At 65.0% G+C, this 14,845-nt stretch carries 19 protein-coding genes; 15 read left to right on the top strand and 4 right to left on the bottom strand.

The features are described from left to right. The first annotated feature begins 30 nt into the window (after positions 1-30). From EHO51_RS07455 to serS, 10 genes are all read left to right on the top strand, one after another. Complete coding sequence (locus EHO51_RS07455) at positions 31-1,344, top strand: SPOR domain-containing protein (RefSeq protein WP_124738361.1); 1,314 nt, start codon at positions 31-33, stop codon at positions 1,342-1,344. 9 nt (positions 1,345-1,353) lie between these two features. Continuing rightward, positions 1,354-2,361 (top strand): beta-N-acetylhexosaminidase, encoded by a 1,008-nt coding sequence (gene nagZ / locus EHO51_RS07450; protein WP_124738360.1) that lies wholly within the window; start codon positions 1,354-1,356, stop codon positions 2,359-2,361. Positions 2,362-2,365: 4 nt separating this feature from the next. Further along, positions 2,366-2,653 carry a hypothetical protein gene (locus tag EHO51_RS07445; protein WP_245434796.1) on the top strand — a complete coding sequence of 96 codons (288 nt, stop codon included), beginning with the start codon at positions 2,366-2,368 and terminating at the stop codon, positions 2,651-2,653. After that, entirely contained in the window at positions 2,650-3,060 is a 411-nt protein-coding gene (locus EHO51_RS07440; RefSeq protein WP_124738358.1) for a PIN domain-containing protein, read from the top strand. The genes EHO51_RS07445 and EHO51_RS07440 overlap by 4 nt, the downstream gene beginning before the upstream one ends. Before the next feature lie 129 nt (positions 3,061-3,189). After that, positions 3,190-3,996 (top strand): segregation and condensation protein A, encoded by an 807-nt coding sequence (locus EHO51_RS07435; RefSeq protein ID WP_124738357.1) that lies wholly within the window; start codon positions 3,190-3,192, stop codon positions 3,994-3,996. A gap of 24 nt (positions 3,997-4,020) precedes the next feature. Continuing rightward, positions 4,021-4,776, top strand: coding sequence for an SMC-Scp complex subunit ScpB (scpB, locus tag EHO51_RS07430; RefSeq protein WP_124738356.1), 756 nt, complete (start codon positions 4,021-4,023; stop codon positions 4,774-4,776). A gap of 165 nt (positions 4,777-4,941) precedes the next feature. Continuing rightward, the gene (locus tag EHO51_RS07425) at positions 4,942-5,178 is read left to right on the top strand and encodes a twin-arginine translocase TatA/TatE family subunit (RefSeq protein WP_018408165.1); all 237 of its coding nucleotides are present in this window, start codon (positions 4,942-4,944) and stop codon (positions 5,176-5,178) included. A gap of 156 nt (positions 5,179-5,334) precedes the next feature. After that, positions 5,335-5,766: a preprotein translocase subunit TatA gene (locus EHO51_RS07420; protein WP_124738355.1), complete on the top strand. Its 432-nt coding sequence runs from the start codon at positions 5,335-5,337 to the stop codon at positions 5,764-5,766. Further along, entirely contained in the window at positions 5,763-6,548 is a 786-nt protein-coding gene (gene tatC / locus EHO51_RS07415) for a twin-arginine translocase subunit TatC (protein ID WP_124738354.1), read from the top strand. Before EHO51_RS07420 ends, tatC begins: the two co-directional genes overlap by 4 nt. 155 nt (positions 6,549-6,703) lie before the next feature. Further along, positions 6,704-8,089 carry a serine--tRNA ligase gene (gene serS, locus EHO51_RS07410; RefSeq protein ID WP_124738353.1) on the top strand — a complete coding sequence of 462 codons (1,386 nt, stop codon included), beginning with the start codon at positions 6,704-6,706 and terminating at the stop codon, positions 8,087-8,089. Here the strand turns inward: serS and EHO51_RS07405 are convergent. After that, positions 8,027-8,533, bottom strand: a complete 507-nt coding sequence (locus EHO51_RS07405; RefSeq protein WP_164479367.1) for an SH3 domain-containing protein — start codon at positions 8,531-8,533, stop codon at positions 8,027-8,029. The two genes, serS and EHO51_RS07405, sit on opposite strands and share 63 nt — an antisense overlap. A 122-nt stretch (positions 8,534-8,655) precedes the next feature. Here EHO51_RS07405 and surE point away from each other — a divergent pair, with 122 nt between their 5' ends. The 4 genes from surE (at position 8,656) to EHO51_RS07385 (ending at position 12,058) form a co-directional block, all read left to right on the top strand. Next, the gene (gene surE, locus EHO51_RS07400) at positions 8,656-9,429 is read left to right on the top strand and encodes a 5'/3'-nucleotidase SurE (RefSeq protein WP_029649977.1); all 774 of its coding nucleotides are present in this window, start codon (positions 8,656-8,658) and stop codon (positions 9,427-9,429) included. Continuing rightward, the gene (locus EHO51_RS07395) at positions 9,426-10,112 is read left to right on the top strand and encodes a protein-L-isoaspartate O-methyltransferase family protein (RefSeq protein WP_124738351.1); all 687 of its coding nucleotides are present in this window, start codon (positions 9,426-9,428) and stop codon (positions 10,110-10,112) included. Before surE ends, EHO51_RS07395 begins: the two co-directional genes overlap by 4 nt. A gap of 113 nt (positions 10,113-10,225) precedes the next feature. Continuing rightward, entirely contained in the window at positions 10,226-11,605 is a 1,380-nt protein-coding gene (locus EHO51_RS07390; RefSeq protein ID WP_124738350.1) for a peptidoglycan DD-metalloendopeptidase family protein, read from the top strand. A gap of 159 nt (positions 11,606-11,764) precedes the next feature. Beyond that, positions 11,765-12,058, top strand: coding sequence for a hypothetical protein (locus EHO51_RS07385; RefSeq protein WP_041926724.1), 294 nt, complete (start codon positions 11,765-11,767; stop codon positions 12,056-12,058). On the opposite strand, the gene zapE is transcribed toward EHO51_RS07385, so the two are convergent. Then, the gene (gene zapE / locus EHO51_RS07380; protein ID WP_124738349.1) at positions 12,033-13,184 is read right to left on the bottom strand and encodes a cell division protein ZapE; all 1,152 of its coding nucleotides are present in this window, start codon (positions 13,182-13,184) and stop codon (positions 12,033-12,035) included. The genes EHO51_RS07385 and zapE overlap by 26 nt on opposite strands. Beyond that, positions 13,181-13,678, bottom strand: a complete 498-nt coding sequence (locus EHO51_RS07375; protein WP_124738348.1) for a GNAT family N-acetyltransferase — start codon at positions 13,676-13,678, stop codon at positions 13,181-13,183. The genes zapE and EHO51_RS07375 overlap by 4 nt, the downstream gene beginning before the upstream one ends. 109 nt (positions 13,679-13,787) lie before the next feature. Between EHO51_RS07375 and EHO51_RS07370 the strand changes: the two genes are divergently transcribed. Beyond that, entirely contained in the window at positions 13,788-14,363 is a 576-nt protein-coding gene (locus EHO51_RS07370; protein WP_124738347.1) for a GNAT family N-acetyltransferase, read from the top strand. Here the strand turns inward: EHO51_RS07370 and EHO51_RS07365 are convergent. Then, a complete protein-coding gene (locus tag EHO51_RS07365) occupies positions 14,349-14,750 on the bottom strand; it encodes an NUDIX domain-containing protein (protein ID WP_124738346.1) in 402 nt (133 codons plus the stop codon). The two genes, EHO51_RS07370 and EHO51_RS07365, sit on opposite strands and share 15 nt — an antisense overlap. Positions 14,751-14,845: the final 95 nt, after the last annotated feature.

Genomic DNA, 14,845 nt, shown 5'->3' with positions numbered 1-14,845 from the left:
CCCCCCAGGAATCAACGAGCGAGGTGCATCATGCGCGAGACATCCGTTAGAGGCCCGGCGATCGATCTCGGCGAATTCGAGCGGCGGCTGCGCGGGCCCGAACGCGCCCCGCAAGTCGAAGATCCGCTCAGCGAACTCGCGCGGTTGGTCCAGGGACAGGACCATGCCGCCGCTGATCCTTACAGCCAAATTCTGGCAGAGGCGCGCGACGCTCGCGTTCAAGCCGCCGAACTGCGCGGTTCCTATGACGCCGCGCCGCCAGTGGCCGCTGAGCCGCCCTATTATCCAGAGCCGTCGATGGAGCAGGCTCTGGAGCCCGCCTATCCGGTGGATCCCGACTATCGCGATTTGCCGCCGGGCTATAGCGCCCAGCAGGCCGGATACGACCCCGCCCATTACGGCGCAGAGGCCGGCTGGAGCGATGATTCGCAATATCTCGATTATGGCCAGAGCGATGAGGACTATGAGGACCCCCACGGCGGGTGGCGCTCCTGGTTCCGGCCCTGGCACGCCGTCGTCGCGATATCGCTCGTCGCCGTTCTGAGCATCGGCTTCGCTTTCTGGCATCGGAGCGGCTCCAACGCCTCACGCGAAATTGCGACCATCGTCGCTCCGGAAGGACCGGTGAAGGTCAAGCCAAGCGCCGAGGCCGAAACGACGACGCCAGACGCCAGCGCCGCTGTCGTTCTGGACCGCAGGGAGCAGGCGCCGGTTCAGAAAGTCGTCACCAATCAGGAACAGGCGGTGGATCCTTCGGTCACGCCGAGCGCGGCGCTGCTCGGCGACGGACCTGTCAATCTGCCGCATGAGCCTCCGGCTCCCGCCACAGCCGCGCCAAAGAAGGTCAAAACCGTCACCGTGCGGCCTGACGGCAGCCGGGTGGAAGATGGCGCTCTGCCGCCCGCCGTCGCCATGGCGAGCCGGCCCGCGGAGACGGCTGCGCATACAGCCGTGGCCGGCGCCATCGGCGCCGCGACTGCGACGCCGCCGGCGCAGGCGAAACCAACGGCGACGCCCCCGCGAATCGCCAAGCCGAAAGTGGCCGCGGTGGAAGAGTCTTCGCCGGATGCGGATTCCGGTCAGTCCGCGCCTCCGAGCAAAGGCGGCTTCGCCGTGCAGTTCGGCGCAGCCGACAGCGAGGCCGACGCCCGCGAATTGCTGAAGACCGTCGTGAGCAAATATCGCTCACAGCTTGGCGGCCTGAAGCCGACTTTCAAAATGGCGACCGTGAATGACAAGACCGTCTATCGCGTGCGCGTCGGGGCGGTGAGCAAGGAGTCCGCGAACGCGATCTGCAGCAAAGTGAAGGCGTCCGGCGGCTCCTGCTTCGTCGCGGGCAACTGACGGGACGACATGCGCGCCTTTATCTGTGGATTAAAGGGCTTCACGCTCGAGGCCGACGAGCGCGCGTTCCTGCGCGACGCCGCGCCCTGGGGCGTGATCCTCTTTCGTCGCAATGTGGATGCGCCCGAGCAGATCGCGCGGCTGACCGCCGACATTCGGGACGCGCTCGGCCGCCATGCGCCTGTTCTTGTCGATCAGGAAGGCGGCCGCGTGCAGCGTCTGGGCCCGCCCCACTGGCGCGCCTATCCGGCCGCTGCGCGCTATGAGCTGGCGGCCGCCAACGCCGCGCAGGCCGAGCGATTGGCTTGGCTTGGCGCCCGGGTCATCGCCCATGATCTGCGGTCAGTCGGCGTCGACGTCGACTGCCTGCCGGTGCTCGATGCGCCGGCGGCGGATTCCCACAGCATCATCGGCGATCGCGCCTATAGCCGCGATCCCGCGCGCGTCGCGGCTATCGGCCGCGCCGCCGCCGAAGGGTTGATGGCGGGCGGCGTCGCGCCGGTGATGAAGCACATTCCCGGCCATGGGCGCGCCCGCGCCGACAGCCATTTGGAGCTGCCGGTGGTCAACGCGCGCCGCGAGGACCTGGAGCTTACTGATTTTGCGCCGTTCAAGGCGAATGCCGATCTGCCGATGGCGATGAGCGCCCATGTCGTCTACACGGCGATCGATCCGACCGCGCCCGGCACGCTGTCGAAGGCGGTGATCGGCGACATCGTTCGCGGCTATATTGGCTTTGACGGTCTCCTCATGACCGACGACCTTTCGATGAAGGCGCTTTCGGGGAGCTTTCGCCAGCGCGCCGAGAACGCGATCGGCGCCGGATGCGACATCGTGCTCCACTGCAACGGCGACCTTGCGGAAGCTTGGCCGGTAGCCGAAGGCGCGCCGCCGCTTGAGGGCGCGGCGCTCGCGCGCGCCGAAAAGGCGCTGGAATGCGTGCGGCGGCCTATCGAACCCTTCGATGTCGCGGAGGCGACGCGCGAGTTCGACGCGGCGATGCGAGCCGTGGCGTGAACTCTTGCGTGCAGGCGCATCCGAGCCTAACTGTGAAATTATGAAAAATATCACAGTTTCACTAGACGACGAACTGTATCGCCGGGCGCGGATCAGAGCGGCGCAGGACGATACTTCGGTGTCGGCCGTGGTTCGCCGTTTCCTGACTGAATTTGCTTCGGAAGGCACGGAGTTTGAACGGCTGAAGCGCCAGGAGCAGGATCTCCGCGCGCAAATCCAGGAATTTCGCGCTGCGGATCGGCTCTCGCGCGAGAGCGTTCATGAGAGGCCGATCGGGCATCCAAAGAGGTGACCGGCTTTCTGGACACCAATATTCTGCTTTACTCGATCAGTCGCGATCCGTCTGAGGCGGAAAAACGCGAGCGGTCCATCGCGTTGCTGGATCAGGATGACTGGAGCCTGTCGACGCAGGTTTTGCAGGAGTTCTATGTGCAGGCGACGCGAGCCTCGCGGCCGGACGCCTTACCGCACGACATCGCCGCTGGTCTCGTGCGCGCATGGCAGAGGTTTCAGGTTCAGGACATCACGCTGGCGATCGTCAACGCCGCGCTGGACATTAAATCGCGCTATGGATTTTCTTATTGGGACGCCGCAATCGTCGCCGCTGCGCAAGCGCAGGGGTGCTCGCGGCTTTATTCCGAAGATCTCTCGCACGGGCAGGTCATAGACAATCTGCAGATTATCGACCCCTTTCGATAGCAGTTCTCTCCTGTGGACCGGCGCTCCCAAAGCGCCGGCTGCGCTTGCGATAGCGGGCCATCGGGGCCAATCTCGGGCCGAAGTCATCGGCGACGCCGATTCGCAAACGGAAACAGGCGCAAAGCCAGAATGGCGCAGGAACTGAGCTTCGAGCTGGACGAGCCCCGCGGCGACGCCGAAGAGGCCTTTCTCGTCGACGTTGACGGGTTCGAAGGGCCGCTCGATTTGCTGCTCGAGCTTGCGCGCCGGCAGAAGGTCGACCTCGCCCGCATTTCCATTCTCGCGCTCGCCGAGCAATATCTCGCCTTCATCGAGGCGGCGCGGCGCGTGCGCCTCGAACTCGCCGCCGACTATCTGGTGATGGCGGCCTGGCTCGCCTTCCTGAAGTCGCGGCTGCTGCTGCCGGAGCCGCCAAAGGGCGACGAACCCTCCGCCTCCGATCTCGCCGCCGCGCTGGCTGATCGCCTGCGCAGGCTGGAGCTCATTCGGCGCGCCGCCGACAGGCTCACCGAGCGCGCGCGGCTCGGGCGCGATATGTTTTTGCGCGGCGGCCCGGAAGGCGTCGAGACGATCTCGCACCCCAAATTTCAGGCGAGCCTTTACGATCTTCTCTCGGCTTACGCCCGGCAGCGCCAGAAAACCGCGACCTCGCGGGTGGTGATGCGGCAGCGCGCGGTCTGGTCTCTGGCCGAGGCGCGCGAAGCCCTTGAGCGGCTCATGGGCGTCGCGACGGAATGGACCGTGCTCGACGATTTTTTGCTGCATTACTGTGTCGACATGCAGACGGCGCGCACTGTGCGCGCCTCGGCGTTTACCGCCTCGCTTGAAATGGTGCGCGAGGGGCGATTCGACATCCGTCAGGACCGGCACTTCGCCCCGCTTTGGGTGCGGCGCCGGGCGCCGGAGCAAGCGGAAGAGACTGCGGGCGCGTCTTAGCCCCGAACTTCAGGAGGACGCGTGGTGGCGCAGGCTGCGGAGAAGATCGAACTTTTTGACGTGAACAGCGACGACGAGCTTGCGCGTCACGAAGCCCGGCTGCGCGAAGCGGAGCGCATCATCGAGGCGCTGCTCTTCGCCTCCGCCGAACCGCTTGATGAAGCCGAAATGGCGCGCCGTATCGAGGAGGGCGTCGATCTCGAGCGCGTCCTTGAGCGGCTGCGCGCCCATTACACGGGCCGCGGCGTCAACCTCACCCGCGTCGGCAAGAAGTGGTTTTTCCGCACCGCCGCCGACCTCAACTGGATTCTCGCCCGCGAGCAGGTCGAGGAGAAGAAGCTCTCCCGCGCGGCGCTGGAGACGCTCGCGATCATCGCCTATCACCAGCCGACGACCCGCGCCGAGATCGAAGAGATTCGCGGCGTCGCCATTTCCAAGGGCACGCTCGACGTGCTGCTCGACACCGGCTGGATCAGGCTGCGCGGCCGCCGCAAGGCGCCGGGCAGGCCGATCACCTATGGCACGACCGACGCCTTCCTGATGCATTTCGGGCTTGAGCAGATCGGCGATCTGCCGGGGCTCGACGAACTCAAGGGCGCTGGCCTGTTCGACGGCCGGCTGCCGAAGGGCTTCGGCGTGCCGCAACCTTCGGACGACGCCGCGTTGCGCGAGGATGAAGAGCCGCTTGAAGACGACGCGCCGGAACTGCTCGAAATGGAGTTCCCGGACGAGCCCGAGGCGCTAGAGCCGCCCGAACTCGGCGACGATGAAGAGCATTGACGGCGCCGCCGAGCAGCGCAGTTAAGCGACAGCAAGTTTCCACGTCCCCTTAAGGCCGTCGCGGCGTGCGTCTGTGCGCCGCGTCCTTGTTTTTATGGCGAGGGGCGCATAGTTTCCCGGCAAACGCCGGTCGTCCCGGTTTTCTCGTTAGGAAGGATGCGCGCCATGGGCGGTCTGTCGATCTGGCACTGGATCATTGTCGGCGCGGTCGTCTTCATTCTCTTCGGCGGCAAGTTCAAGATTTCCGACGTGATGGGCGACATGGCCAAGGGCATCAAGGCCTTCAAGAAGGGCATGTCGGAAGACGATGTCGCGGCCGATGACGCAAAAAAGCCGCTCGAAGGCCAGGCCAGCGAGCGCCGCGCGCTGGAGAGCGACAAGGCGGACAGCAAGAAGGTCTAGCGTCGACACCCTCCCTTGAGGGGGAGGGTCGCGCTGAAAGCGCGCGGGGTGGGTAAGAGAACCCCTGGAACCTCGCCATCGTCACCCCATCCCGAAGCGCTTCGCGCTTCGACCCTCCCCGTCAAGGGGAGGGAGCAAGGCGCCCGAGCAACACGCATGTTCGATCTCGAACCCGGCAAGCTCATCGTCATCGCCATCGTCGCGCTTATTGCGATTCCCTCGAAGGATTTGCCGCGCGTTTTGCGCTCGCTCGGGCAGTTTTCCGGAAAAATGCGCCGCATGGCCGCGGAATTTCAGGGACAATTCATGGAGGCGATGCGCGAGGCGGAGCTCGATGATTTGCGTAAGGAGGTCGGCGAGATGCGGGACGCCGTCAAGGAGAGCGTGAAGCTCGACGGCGCTTTCGATCCGATGGCCGAGGCGCGCAAGCAGATCACCGGCGCAATCAAAGGCGACGCAAAGCCGTCGAAGGATGAGGGCGCGCCAGTCGCATCCTTCGAGACGCGGCCTTTGGCCGCTCCTCAGGATGAGGATTCTGGTCTTCCTGTCGGCGAGCAGGCCGATTCGCCAAAGAAGACCGCCACATGAACGAGGCCGATGAAGCTGAAATCGAGGCCAGCAAGGCGCCGCTCATTGAACATCTGATGGAGTTGCGCGAGCGCCTGATCAAGGCGCTGCTCGCCTTTCTCGCGATGTTCGTGCTCTCCTTCTTCTTCGCCAAGGATATCTACAATCTGCTTCTCATTCCCTACACGCAGGTCGCTGGCCCTGAGGCGCGGCTGATCTACACCGCGCCGCAGGAATATTTCTTCACCCAGATCAAGGTCGCGCTGTTTATGGCGGCGTTTTTGTCCTGTCCGATCGTTCTGTCGCAAATCTACGCCTTCGTCGCGCCCGGGCTCTACAAGCACGAGCGCACGGCCTTCCGCCCCTATCTTTTCGCCACGCCGATCTTCTTCGCCTTCGGCGCGCTCGTCGTCTATTTTCTGGTGATGCCAAATCTGCTGCGTTTCTTCATGGGGATGCAGCAAGCGAATGAGCCAGGGAAGGCGCAGATCGAACTGCTGCCGCGCGTCTCCGAATATCTTTCGCTGATCATGACGCTCGTGCTCGCCTTCGGCATCGTGTTTCAATTGCCGGTGGTTTTGACGCTGCTCGGACAGGTCGGCATCGTGACCTCGGAGTTTCTGAAAGAGAAGCGGCGCTATGCCGTTGTGCTCGTCTTCATCGTCGCGGCGGTTTTGACGCCGCCGGATGTCTTTTCGCAGCTCGCGCTCGCTGTCCCTGGCGTGCTGCTCTACGAGGCGTCGATTTACGCCGTGCGCATGATCGAGAAGAAGCGGGCCGCGGCGCAGCAGCCCTCCGCTTGACCCCTTCTCCCGCTTGCGGGAGAAGGTGGCGCGCGGAACGCGCGACGGATGAGGGCGGTTCGTCACGCGCTTTCTGTCTTTTCCCTCATCCGACCCCGCTTCGCGGGGCCACCTTCTCCCGCAAGCGGGAGAAGGGAGCGGCGGATAGTTCACTCATGTACGACATCAAATGGATTCGCGAGAACGCTGAAATTTTCGACCGCGGCCGCGTGCGGCGCGGGCTGGAGCCCCTGTCGACGCAGCTTCTCGCCTTTGACGATGCACGGCGTGCGGCGATCGGCGAATTGCAGCGCGCGCAGGAGCGCCGCAACGCGGCCTCGAAAGAGATCGGGGCGGCGATGAAGGCGGGCGACGCCGCCAGGGCCGAAGCGCTCAAGGCTGAAGTCGCGACGATCAAGGAAAACTGGCCGGCGCTCGAAGAGACCGAGCGCTATGCGATCGCCGAACTCGACGCTGCGCTCGCCGCCATTCCCAACACGCCGCTCGAAGAAGTGCCGGACGGCGCCGACGAGCATGACAATGTCGAAGTGGCGCGCTGGGGCGAACCGCGCGTATTCGACTTCACGCCGAAAGAGCATTTCGAAATCGGCGAAGGCCTCGGGCTGATGGATTTCGAAACGGCGGCGAAAATTTCCGGCGCGCGTTTTGTCGTCAACAAGGGCGGTCTGGCGCGGCTCGAGCGCGCGCTGGCGCAATTCATGCTCGATCTGCATACGAATGAGCACGGCTATATGGAAGTGAGCCCGCCGCTGCTGGTGCGCGACGACGCGATGTTCGGCACGGCGCAATTGCCGAAGTTTCGCGAGGATCAGTTCTTGGCGACAAATGAGCTCTTCGTCAGCGAGGCTTTCAATCAAGCTGTCGACGAGTTTGATAAAGGAACTCTTCCCGAGGACCGCGATGTGCAAACTCGGACCGGCCAATTAATGCAGGGCAAGAATTACTGGCTCATCCCCACCGCGGAAGTGCCGCTCACCAATCTCGTGCGCGAATCCATCCTCGACGAAGCGCAATTGCCGATGCGCATGACCGCCGGCACCTATTGCTTCCGCGCCGAAGCGGGCGCCGCCGGCAAGGACACGCGCGGCATGATCCGCCAGCATCAGTTCTACAAGGTCGAACTCGTGTCGATCACGACGCCGGAAGATTCGCTCGAAGAACATGAGCGCATGACGGGGTGCGCCGAGAAGGTGTTGCAGCTTCTGGAGCTGCCCTATCGCAAGGTCGTGCTCTGCACCGGCGACATGGGCTTCGCGAGCCAAAAAACCTACGACCTCGAAGTCTGGCTGCCAGGGCAGGAGAAATATCGCGAGATTTCCTCATGCTCGGTCTGCGGCGACTTTCAGGCGCGGCGCATGAACGCCCGTTATAGACCCGCTGACGGGAAGCCACGCTTCGTCCATACGCTGAACGGCTCCGGCGTCGCGGTCGGCCGCACCATGGTCGCGGTGCTGGAGAACTATCAGCAGGCCGACGGCTCAGTCGACGTTCCGCGCGTCCTTCGGCCTTACATGGGCGGGCTCACGCGCATCCCGAGCTGAATGTCGGTGGACGCAGCGCCCGCGTCTCGCGGGCTCTTCGCAGTAGGGCTCGGGCGACGTCCCAAAAAACGGCGTCCAGCCATAGCCGTAATCGGCGCGCGGCGCATAGCCGTCGCTGAGCAGGCCCGGCGCCGCGACGGGCAGCACCACGGGGGCCGCCAGAAACCCCAATAGGCCAGAGCCGGGCGCGGTCGGCGGCGCGCCGGGGATGACCAGCGGCGCTGGGACATAACCCATCGTCCCGCCATATTGCACCTGGCACCAGCGGCCGCAGCCCAGGACATTGAAGGGAATATTCGCCGCCATCGTCGTGACCGGCCTCGCGTCCGAGCTCGGGCTCACGCGCAGCGGCATCACCGCCGCCACATAGGCCTCAAAAGCGGCGCCGCCGCCGGGAGCGGCGCTCATCGCCGCCGCGAGCAAAAGCGCAAGTCGTAAGCGCATCAAATTTCCTCCAGAGAATGAGGCGAGCCGATATAGGGTCATTGTGGACGTTCGGCGTCGAATCGTCCAAAGAAACTCGGGCTCCTCAGGCGCCCGCCAGGCGAGGCGAAACCGCTGTAAGCATGCGCATTCTCATCACCAATGACGACGGCATTCACGCGCGCGGCCTCGCCATCGCGGAGGCGATCGCGCGCGAATTCACCGACGATATTTTCGTCATCGCGCCGGAATTCGAGCAATCGGGCGTTTCGCATTCGCTCTCGCTCAACGATCCGCTGCGATTGCGGGAGATTTCGCCGCGACACTTCGCGCTCAAGGGAACGCCGACCGATTGCGTCATCATGGGCCTGCGCAAGCTGATGCTCGATCATCCGCCCGATCTTCTCATTTCCGGCGTCAACTGCGGCCAGAATGTCGCCGAGGACGTCTCCTATTCCGGCACCATCGCCGGAGCGATGGAGGGCACGATTCTGGGCATTCCGTCGATTGCGCTTTCCCAGGTCTATGATTTTTTTGCAGACCGCCGGACGGTCCACTGGGAATGCGCGGCGACGCATGGCGTTGAGGTCGTGCGCCGCCTGCTCGCGGCGGGCATCCCGAAGAACGTGTTGATGAACGTGAATTTTCCGCATTGTGCGCCCCAGGACGTCGCGGGCGTCGCGATTACGATGCAGGGCAGGCGCAGCAGCGACATCATGCGGATCGAGGACCGCAAGGACGGCCGCGGCAATCCCTATCACTGGATCACTTTCCAGCGCGGCGACTTCAAGCCGGGGCAGGGCACCGATCTGCTGGCGCTCGAAGAAAAGAAAATCTCGATCACACCGCTGCAGCTGGATTTCACCGATCACCCGACGGTGACGCGGCTCGCGGCGGCGTTTGAGGGCAAGGAATGACCGAGGAGGCCGGCGCGCGCCAGGCCAGCCAATTCGAGGAGCGCGCGGCGCTGCTGCTGACCTTGCGTCAGGCGGGGCTGCGCGATCTTTCGGTCTTGCGCGCGATCGAGGCGACCCCGCGGGAGGCGTTCGCGCCCTACCGATTTCGCGATCTCGCGAACCGCAATCTCTCGCTGCCGATCGGCTGCGGGCAGACCATGTCGCGTCCGGTCGAACTTGCCAGAAGGCTCGAGGCGCTCAAGATCGGCCGCGGCCATCGGGTGCTGGAGGTCGGCGCGGGGTCGGGCTATGGCGCGGCGGCGCTCGCGCAGCTCGCAAGCGAGGTCATAAGCCTCGAGCGGTTCGAGACGCTCGCGATCGAAGCCTCGCGCCGTTTGACGGCCCACGGCGCCGAAAACGCCAAGGCGATTTTCGCCGACGGCCTCGATCCGCCTCGCGAGCTTGGACGCTTCGATAGAATCCTCGTCCAGGCCTCGGTCGGCGCCGCGCCTGCAGCGCTGATCCAGATGCTCACCCCCGGCGGCGCATTGCTCTTCGCCCGAAGGGAGCACGCGCCGGCTGGCGCGCGGGCGAAGGAACGATTGATTAAGCTTGATCGCAATGAGGACGGCGAACTGCGTGAGACCGATCTTGGCCCGTGTCGCTTAGGGCCGGCCATCCCAGGACTGGCGCAGGCGCTCTAAACATCATGCTGAAAATTTCAGTCGCGCACGCTTTGCGTTCATCTTAAACGCCTCCTTAACCGCGCGCTGTTACCCATAAGACCGTTCAATGTTGCGTTCGGGTGGGTCGCGTCATGGTTACCAAGCATCATATTGCTTATTCCCGCGCCGCTGTGCGGTTCATGGCGGCCGTTGGCGTCGCCGCCCTTGTCGCCGGCTGCTCGGACGCCTCGCGCTTCGGAGCCGATCCCTTTGCCGACCCCTTCTCAGGCTCGGCCAAGACCGCCTCGCTCGGCGTCGATCGGGCGCCAGTCGGCGCGATCACTGACGCGCCTGCGCAGAGGGCGCCGTCATCGACGGTGGAAACCCGTCCATTGCCGGCTCCCGCCGCCGCTAGCGCGACCGCTGCTCCAAGCGGCGGCGCTTCGATGGCGCGAACCGCTACGTCAGCGACGCAGTCGTCGCCAAAGAGCGTTGCAGTCGCCGGCGCCGCAGGCCACTGGAGCGCCGAAGGCGGCACCCCGGTCGTTGTCGCGCAGGGCGAGACGGCGGCATTGCTCTCCACCCGCTACGGCGTGCCCACCGACGCGCTGCTGCGCGCCAACGGCTTCAACGTCGCATCCCAGGTTCAGCCGGGCTCTCGTCTGGTGATACCGGTCTATCGCGCCGGCGGCGCTCCGGTCATGGCCGCGCGCGTCCCCGCCGCTCCGGCCAAAGCCGCCGCCGCCCCAGCCGAGATCAAGCCGGTCGCCGCGAAGTCCGCGGCGCTGGCGAAGCCTGTGGCCGCCGCCAAGCCGGCGGAGCAGGCGAAGCCGGTGCGCAAGGCCGAAGTAGAACCGGCGAAGGCCAAGCCGGCTGAGAAGACGAAGACCGTCGCCAAAGCGGCGCCGGAGAAGACGCTTGTCAAAGCGGAGGCGCGCATCGCCGCCGCAACGCCGGGGCGCCCGGTCAAAACCGAGCGGATCGCGCGTGGGTCGGCTTCTGTCGAAGCGCCGGAAGCTGAACCCAAGATCGCCGAAGCGCGCAGCAAGCCCGTTGTCGCTGAAACGCCGCCGGAAACGCCGAGCGCTCGCAAAGTAGATACGACCGCGACCGCCTCCATTCCCCCGGCGACCGACACGAAAGCGGTGGCGTCCGACGAAGGTCGGCCCGAGTTCCGCTGGCCCGCGCGCGGGCGCATCATTCAGGGCTTCACGACGGGCGGCAACGACGGGATCAACATCGCGGTGCCTGAGGGTACGCAAGTCAAGGCTGCCGAAGGCGGCGTCGTCGCTTACGCCGGCAGTGAGCTCAAGGGCTACGGCAATCTAGTGCTCATTCGCCATCCCAACGGCTTCGTTTCGGCCTACGCCCACAATGGCGAACTCGACGTCAAGCGTGGCGATCAGGTCAAGCGCGGTCAGACGATCGCCAAATCCGGCCAATCGGGCAATGTCGGCTCGCCGCAGCTTCACTTCGAACTGCGCAAGGGTTCGACGCCCGTCGATCCTACGCGCTATCTGGCGGGGCTGTAGCCAAGGCGCAAGGAACGCTCCGGCGTCCGCGAGACACGAAGGCGCTGGAGACTTCGGGGCGGCGGGTCCAAAGAAAGGCCCGCCGCTCTCGTCTTTTGATGCCTCACGGCCGACCAAAATGCTATATGGCGCGGGTCATAACCGGAGGATCCCGCGCCAGTGAAGCATCGTCTCGCTTTCGTTTTCCTGCTTGCCGCCACGCCGGCTTTCGCGGTTGATCCAACCGGCGTCCCGCAGTGTGACGCGCTGCTCAAGCGCTATGAGGCCTGCTCGGGACAACTGCCGCCTTCTCAGGTCCATGCTGCGCAAAAAGAACTGCTCGATGGCGCTGTCGGCATTCGCTCCGCGGCGACCGATCCCGCGAAACGGCCGGATCTCGAACGCTATTGCGCCGATCGGTTCGAGCTGATGAAGCGCGCCAGCGACATCAAGGACTGCATGTCGAAGCCATGAGCGCGGCGCGGGCGTCGATGTAATCTTTGCCGCGCATTTCCATCAGGCGAGAGGCCGCGCGCTCGAATTCGCGCGCCTCGGCGCCAAAGCCCACGCGGTAAAGTTCGGAAGGTTCCGCCGCAGCGGAAACGACCAGGAGGACGCGCGCCTCGTAAAGGACATCGATCAGCGTGATGAAGCGGCGCGCTTCATTCCGCTGTTCAGGCGCCATTGTTGGAACGTCTTCGACAATCACTGCGTCGAACCTCTCCGTGATCGCCATATAGTCCGCCGCCGACAATGGTTGACCGCAGAGCGCCGTGAAGCTCAGACGCGCGACGCGGCCCGCCGTCTGTGGAATGTCGATGCGGCGTCGCTTGACCTCAATTGTCGCGGGCGTTTCCGCCGCGCCGCCTGCGAGCGTCGCATAGAGCGCGTCAATCGCTGATCTGGCGCAAGAGTCGGCGGGCGTGAAATAGACCTGCCCGAGATCTTCGCGCCGCTGCCGATAATCGTTCGGCGCTTCGAGACGCAGGATGTCCATTCGCTCCTGCAACATGGCGATAAAGGGCAGGAACAGATCGCGATTGCGGCCGCCTTCGTAAAGCCGCGAAGGCTCGACGTTGGACGTCGCGACAATGACGACGCCCGACTCGAGCAGCGACGAAAACAGCCGTGCGACGATTGAGGCGTCCGCGATATCGTGCACGGCGAACTCATCGAAGCAGAGCACACGGGTTTCCTGCGCGATTTGCTGCGCCACGCAGCTCACCGGATCGGCGTCCTTATTATGGGGCTTCTGACGCAGCCGATGCAGCCGATCGTGCACATCCGCCATGAAGGCGTGAAAATGCGCGCGCCGCTTCTTTTCGACCGGAAGCGCGCCGAAGAACAGGTTCATCAAAAAAGTTTTGCCGCGCCCGACCGATCCCCAGAGGTAGAGGCCGCGCGCCGGCCGCGCTCGAGGGCGAAAGGTCGCGAGGAGCGCTTGCGTCACACTGGCGCTTTTCGGCCTGCGGCCTGAGAGAGCGTCGGCGAGCGCTTGCAGCCTCTCGATCGCTGCGCGCTGCGACGCGTCGCGTTCCAGCGCGCCTTGCGCGACGAGCTCGTCATATTTCTCGATGATGGTCTGCGCGCGCGACGTCATGCGCGCCGCATCCTGCCGTTCGCCTCAGCGAGCGCGCCAGGGCGGAGTTCGCAATAGAGCAGGCGCTCCGGGTTCACGGGACCGGGCATCGTAATTTTGCCCCGCGGCACAGGCGCGAATCCCAGCCGCGCATAATAGTCCTCGTCGCCGACGAGCAGGACGAGCCCATGTCCGGCGCCGCGCGCGGCGTCCAGCGAATATTTAACGAGCGTCTCGCCGACGCGCTGCTGACGAAACGCCGGCTCCACCGTCAGCGGTCCAAGCAAAAGCGCTGGCGATGACCCGACGAGGATAGGCGTCATGCGGTTCGCGCCGACAAGCAGCGTCCCGATCCGCGCGACAAAGGACAGCGAACGGTCGGGCTCGACGCCTTCGCGCAAGCGATAGGCCGTACGCGCATACCGGCCCGGACCGAACGCGCGTTCGTCGAGCTTTTCAATATGCGCGTCGTCTGCGGCCGTCAGCGGCGCGAATTTTACGGCGAGATCGATCATGTGGCGGCTTGACCCTGAGCGCAGGCCATATCACGCGCCGTCTGCGCGGCAAAACCTCTCGTTGCGCCGCGACATGCCGCTATGCGACGCTATAGGCGGAGAGAGGCCAATGGCGGAGTATCGCTTGCGCCGGGCAAGCATTGAGGACGCCCGATCCATCGCCGAAATTCACGCCAAGGCCTGGCGGGAGACCTACCTCGGGGTAATGCGCGCCGAGGCGCTGGCGTCGATCGATCTCGACGATTGGACGCGGCGCTGGGGGGAGCGGATCGGCTCTAGCGAAGGCGCTCAGGCGGTGTTCATCGCCTGCGAGGGCGAGTCTCCGGTGGGGTTCGCCCGCTGCAGTCGCCAGTCCAATCCAAAGCTCGTTCCACTTGGCTTCGAGGGCGAAATCGCGTCGATTTACCTGCTGCAGCGGACCCAGCGCCGGGGATTGGGCAGGCGCCTGGTGGAGCGCCTCGCGGAGCATCTGATGTCAGCCGGCTGTGCGAGCGCCGCCGTTTGGGTTTTGCGCGACTCGCCGAAGGCCCGCGGCTTTTATGAAGCGCTTGGCGCGGAGCCTGTCGGCGTCGAGGGCGTGTGGGACATCGAGGGCGTGGTCCTCCCCGATATCGCGTATGGCTGGCGCGATCTGCGCGCCTTGTGCGCTGGAGCCGGCGCCGTCACGCGTTCACCAATAAGGTGAGACAGGCGTGTTCTCGAGCGCCTCGGACAGCCGCGCCCGCGTCCCTGCGGTCGTATCCGCTGGCAGAGCGTCGAGCGCGAAGAAGTCCGCCTCTGCGATCTCGCGGTCCGGCGCGCGCGGCGCAGTGAGGCGGAACGCGCGCACAACGTAAAGCGCGACGTGGTCTCGCATCGAGAACCGCCGATTGAAATACATGCCGAACAGTTCAGGCGGCGCATCGAGCAGGACATTCGCCTCCTCGCTCAGCTCGCGCTCGAGCGCCTCGACAAGCGTTTCGCCGCTTTCGACGCCGCCGCCCGGCAAGTAAAAGCCCTCCACATAAGTATGCCGGACAAGCAGCACGCGGTTTCTTTCATCAACGACGAGGCCGCGCACGCCCAGGGTCATGGGACGCTGAAAGCGAGCGCCAAAAGAGATGAGTCGCGACGCAAAGCGGGTGCGCCTCGATGGCGCCGCGCGTCCTTCTTCAGGCTTCGTCAAAA

The sequence above is a fragment of the Methylocystis rosea genome (genome assembly GCF_003855495.1).
Classification (GTDB): domain Bacteria; phylum Pseudomonadota; class Alphaproteobacteria; order Rhizobiales; family Beijerinckiaceae; genus Methylocystis; species Methylocystis rosea_A.
Note: the sequence above shows the minus strand (reverse complement) of the source record. Positions and strands in the feature narration are given on the sequence as shown.

Coding starts and splice junctions, on each gene's coding strand:
- EHO51_RS07375 (WP_124738348.1), bottom strand. CDS start 13,678: ATGATCGATCTCGCCGTAAAATTCGCGCCGCTGACGGCCGCAGACGAC.
- EHO51_RS07455 (WP_124738361.1), top strand. CDS start 31: ATGCGCGAGACATCCGTTAGAGGCCCGGCGATCGATCTCGGCGAATTC.
- EHO51_RS07390 (WP_124738350.1), top strand. CDS start 10,226: ATGGTTACCAAGCATCATATTGCTTATTCCCGCGCCGCTGTGCGGTTC.
- EHO51_RS07365 (WP_124738346.1), bottom strand. CDS start 14,750: ATGACCCTGGGCGTGCGCGGCCTCGTCGTTGATGAAAGAAACCGCGTG.
- EHO51_RS07420 (WP_124738355.1), top strand. CDS start 5,335: ATGTTCGATCTCGAACCCGGCAAGCTCATCGTCATCGCCATCGTCGCG.
- serS (WP_124738353.1), top strand. CDS start 6,704: ATGTACGACATCAAATGGATTCGCGAGAACGCTGAAATTTTCGACCGC.
- tatC (WP_124738354.1), top strand. CDS start 5,763: ATGAACGAGGCCGATGAAGCTGAAATCGAGGCCAGCAAGGCGCCGCTC.
- nagZ (WP_124738360.1), top strand. CDS start 1,354: ATGCGCGCCTTTATCTGTGGATTAAAGGGCTTCACGCTCGAGGCCGAC.
- EHO51_RS07435 (WP_124738357.1), top strand. CDS start 3,190: ATGGCGCAGGAACTGAGCTTCGAGCTGGACGAGCCCCGCGGCGACGCC.
- surE (WP_029649977.1), top strand. CDS start 8,656: ATGCGCATTCTCATCACCAATGACGACGGCATTCACGCGCGCGGCCTC.
- zapE (WP_124738349.1), bottom strand. CDS start 13,184: ATGACGTCGCGCGCGCAGACCATCATCGAGAAATATGACGAGCTCGTC.
- EHO51_RS07370 (WP_124738347.1), top strand. CDS start 13,788: ATGGCGGAGTATCGCTTGCGCCGGGCAAGCATTGAGGACGCCCGATCC.
- EHO51_RS07395 (WP_124738351.1), top strand. CDS start 9,426: ATGACCGAGGAGGCCGGCGCGCGCCAGGCCAGCCAATTCGAGGAGCGC.
- EHO51_RS07425 (WP_018408165.1), top strand. CDS start 4,942: ATGGGCGGTCTGTCGATCTGGCACTGGATCATTGTCGGCGCGGTCGTC.
- EHO51_RS07405 (WP_164479367.1), bottom strand. CDS start 8,533: ATGCGCTTACGACTTGCGCTTTTGCTCGCGGCGGCGATGAGCGCCGCT.